Origin of the sequence: Halochromatium sp., from assembly GCF_046541315.1 — a bacterium.
In the GTDB taxonomy this organism is placed as follows: domain Bacteria; phylum Pseudomonadota; class Gammaproteobacteria; order Chromatiales; family Chromatiaceae; genus Lamprobacter.
The window spans coordinates 1-3,373 of sequence record NZ_JBKHDN010000262.1 but is presented as its reverse complement, the minus strand read 5'-3'; the positions used below and the strand labels follow the sequence as shown (position 1 = coordinate 3,373).

General features: G+C 65.8%; 4 protein-coding genes. 1 reads left to right on the top strand and 3 read right to left on the bottom strand.

Going from position 1 to position 3,373, the window contains the following annotated elements:
• Positions 1 to 664: hypothetical protein (locus tag ACLFQI_RS12815; protein WP_410759889.1), on the top strand; the 664-nt coding region annotated here is incomplete at its 5' end.
• 37 nt (positions 665 to 701) lie between these two features.
• Here ACLFQI_RS12815 and ACLFQI_RS12810 read toward each other — a convergent pair.
• From ACLFQI_RS12810 to ACLFQI_RS12800, 3 genes are all read right to left on the bottom strand, one after another.
• On the bottom strand, positions 702 to 1,796 hold the full coding sequence (locus tag ACLFQI_RS12810; protein WP_410759890.1) for an ABC transporter permease: 1,095 nt from the start codon (positions 1,794 to 1,796) through the stop codon (positions 702 to 704).
• A 17-nt stretch (positions 1,797 to 1,813) separates the two neighbouring features.
• A complete protein-coding gene (locus ACLFQI_RS12805; protein ID WP_410759888.1) occupies positions 1,814 to 2,704 on the bottom strand; it encodes an ABC transporter ATP-binding protein in 891 nt (296 codons plus the stop codon).
• 78 nt (positions 2,705 to 2,782) lie between these two features.
• Positions 2,783 to 2,983 carry a DUF2892 domain-containing protein gene (locus ACLFQI_RS12800; RefSeq protein ID WP_410759886.1) on the bottom strand — a complete coding sequence of 67 codons (201 nt, stop codon included), beginning with the start codon at positions 2,981 to 2,983 and terminating at the stop codon, positions 2,783 to 2,785.
• Between the last annotated feature and the right edge of the window lie 390 nt (positions 2,984 to 3,373).

Here is a 3,373-nt window from a genome sequence, read left to right as displayed (position 1 = left end):
TCAATCCGCCCAGCAGCCGTCCCAGCAGCCAGCGACGCCGACCCAGTCGGCGCCATCGGCGAGCAAGCCGGCCGAGGAGACCGCAGCGGCGACCAAGCCCGATGTCAGCAAGCAGGAGGCCGATGCCTATGCCCAGGCGTTGATGCAGGAGAAGCCGCAGTCCGAGTCCAAGCCGGCGCCAAGCGCTCCATCCGCCGCCAAGGCGAGCAAGCAGACGGCATCGAGCGAAACGAGCGAATCGAGCAAGACGAGCGAAACGAGCGAATCGAGCAAGACGAGCGAATCGAGCAAGGCGAGCGAGGCGAGCGAGGCGAGCGAGGCGAGCGAGGCGAGCGAGGCTGATGCCGGCAAGGGTGCGAGCGCGGACAAGACCGCCTCCGCCGATGCCAAGTCGACGCCGAAGGACGGCGACGCGGCGTCGAAAGCGCCTGCCACGCCTGGCGCTTGGGCCGCGCAACGGCGCGCCCAAATCGAGGCCTATTACGCCGAGCAGCGGCGCCAGGCGGAGGCCTTCGCGCGCCAGCGCTGGGAAGAGATGCAGCGCATGCAGCCGGCGGTACCGCCGATGCCACCGGCTGGTCCTTATGGCGCCTATGGCCATTGGCCGGCACCCGCCGCGCCTGGCTATTACCCCAACGCGCCCATGGCCCCTCAGTCGAACTGAGGTCGAACCGATCGTCGAACCGATCCGGGCGGCCGGATCACTCCCAGCGAAAGAGACGCGCGGCAATGGCGATCAGGATCGCCGCCATCGCCAGCAGCAAGGCCAGCTGCGGCGCGATCTCGAGGAGCCCCGCGCCATCGATCATGATGGCGCGCGCGCCTTCGACGAGATATCTCAGCGGCATCAGCGTCGACAGGGCCTGTGCGGCGGCGCTGGTGCCCTCCATCGAAAACCAGACCCCCGACAGCAACAGCATCGGCCAGGACAGCAGGTTGAGCAGTCCGTCGGCGAGTTCCTCGGTGCGCAGCCGCGCCGCCACGATCAGGCCCAGGCTGATCATGCAAAGCGCGCCGGCGATATAGATCAGGAGCAGCGCCAGATACGAGCCGCGCATCGGGAAGTCGAGCAACATCATGGCGCCGGCGTAGACCACCAGGCTCGAGACGAGCACCACCATCAGCCGCGACAGGATCTGCGCCATCAGGAATTCGAGCGGTGTCAGCGGCGTGGCCTTGAGTCGCCGCAGGACGCCGTTCTTGCGGTAGCGCACGACCACCCAACCGACGCCCCAGAGACTCGAGAACATCAGGTTCATCGCCAGCACGCCGGGCAGCGCCCAGTCGGCATAGCTCAGGGCCGCGCCGGTGGCGGTCTCGCGTTGCGGGCTTGGCCCGTTCTCGCTTGGAACGGCGGTCGCGCCCAACAGCAGACGCTCGAGGACGGAGCCGTTCGGGGACTCGGGGTTGACCCAGTACCTGGATGGAGCGCTCGGGTCGAGCAGCAGGTCCAGCTGATGTCTCGCGACCTTGGCGATCCCTGCCTCTGGTTCGCTGACGGGGACGAACCGAATCGCCTCGATCGCCAGAAACGCATGGATTGGATCGCTACTCGCCGGCGCGCTGGGCGCGGTCCCATTGCCGTTGAGCAGTCCCACCTTGAACAGGGTTTGACTGCCGGCACCGAAGATGAACGCGAAGGCGACAATCATCAGCACCGGCATCAGCATATTCCACACCAGCCCCGCGGTGTCGCGGTAGAACTCGCGGTTGCGGGCGATGAAGATCGCCAAAATGCGTTTCCCGCTCGCTCGAGCACTGGCCGCAAGCACGCCCACTCGGCGCCGCCTTGGCATCGCGTCGGAGGTCATCATCAGGCTCTGAGGCTGTGGCCGGTCAATTTGAGGAATAGGTCCTCGAGGCTCGGGCGGTCGACGCGCAGATCGATCAACGAGGCGCCATGCCGCTCCAGTTGCTCAAGGGCCGCTGGCACCTCGTCGACAGAGAGTTCGATGTGAGTGTCGCGTCGCTCGGCGTTCGCGGGCAGGGGTTCGGCGGCGGGCCAAGCGTCGCTCGGCAGCCGCAGGATGGCGGCCGGGAAATGCGCTTGAATGAGCGCGCTCGGTCGCCCTTGAATCAGGATGCGTCCGTGATCGACGATCGCGATCTCGTCGCAGAGACGCTCCGCCTCTTCCATGTAATGGGTCGTGATCAGCAGGGTGGTGCCGCGCGCGCGCACGCGTTCGATCAGGGTCCAGAAGTTGCGCCGGGCTTGGGGATCAAGGCCGGTGGTGGGCTCGTCGAGGAACACCAGCGCCGGGTCGTTCACCAAGGCGATGGCCAGCAGCAGGCGTTGGCGCTGCCCGCCGGAGAGCTTGCGGGTGTCGCGCTCGAGGATCTCGCCGAGATGGCAGAGCCGGATCAGTTCGTCGAGGTCGGCGTGGTGCTGATAGAGGGCCGCGAACATGGCCAGGGATTCGCGCACCCGCTGGAAATCCTGCAACGCGGTTGCTTGGAATTGGATACCGATGCGTTCGCGGAAGGCGCGATCGAGGGGCCGGCCTTGGAACAGGACGCGTCCGGCGCTCGGGGTCTGGATGCCTTCGAGCATCTCCAGCGTGGTGGTCTTGCCGGCACCGTTGGGCCCTAAGAGCCCGAAGCACTGACCGGCGCGGACGCCGAGGCTGATGCCGTCAACGGCACGGACGCCCGGGAAGTGTTTTTCCAGGCCTTCCGCCGCGATGAGGAAGGCAGTGTTGGTCATCGGGGCGCATGCGGTGGTGAAGCGGCACCTCCCTGTGCCGAGACGAGGGGCTTGCTCCCCTCGTGCTGAACGCTCGGCTTATTCCTGATCTTTCTTGGTGGTATTGATGCCGAGCGGGATGTAGGCGCCGCAGGTGCCAAGGTAGGCGGTTGCGAGCACGATCAAGCCGATGATGCTAAACAGCCATGAGCCAGTGATCAGGCCAAAGAGAACCAGGACGCCGGCAACGGCGTAACGGATGTTGCGATCGGTCTGTCCGACATTCTTGGGGAGGTTCATAGGAGCGTTCCTGAGGGTCGAGGTTAGGGTTCATCGCGCTGGTGGTCGCCGACTGATCGGAGGATCACATCTGCGACTGCCGGGGATGATTGGGTAAATGGGGTCGATGGTTTGGAATTTCCCGCATCTGGACCGATGCCAAGGACCATGCCCATGAGTGCGTAGCGGAATGGCTACAAGCACCCGCTACGTGAGGCCCGATTATACGACCAAGCTGGCCCGAGGTGCGTTGCGATTGGACAATCCATGGGGCGAATTCGGGGGCTTGTCCAGCAGGATCGCGATCCTGAAAGGACCAGCCCCCGATCCCCAATCGAGCCCCGATCGGGCCCTAGTCGAGTCCGCAAACCCCGGTCGGGCAGCAGCCACCGGCGCCACAGGCGGGCGCTG

Excerpts from the sequence above, each read along its gene's own strand:
- ACLFQI_RS12810 (WP_410759890.1), bottom strand. The coding sequence starts at position 1,796 with ATGCCAAGGCGGCGCCGAGTGGGCGTGCTTGCGGCCAGTGCTCGAGCG.
- ACLFQI_RS12805 (WP_410759888.1), bottom strand. The coding sequence starts at position 2,704 with ATGACCAACACTGCCTTCCTCATCGCGGCGGAAGGCCTGGAAAAACAC.
- ACLFQI_RS12800 (WP_410759886.1), bottom strand. The coding sequence starts at position 2,983 with ATGAACCTCCCCAAGAATGTCGGACAGACCGATCGCAACATCCGTTAC.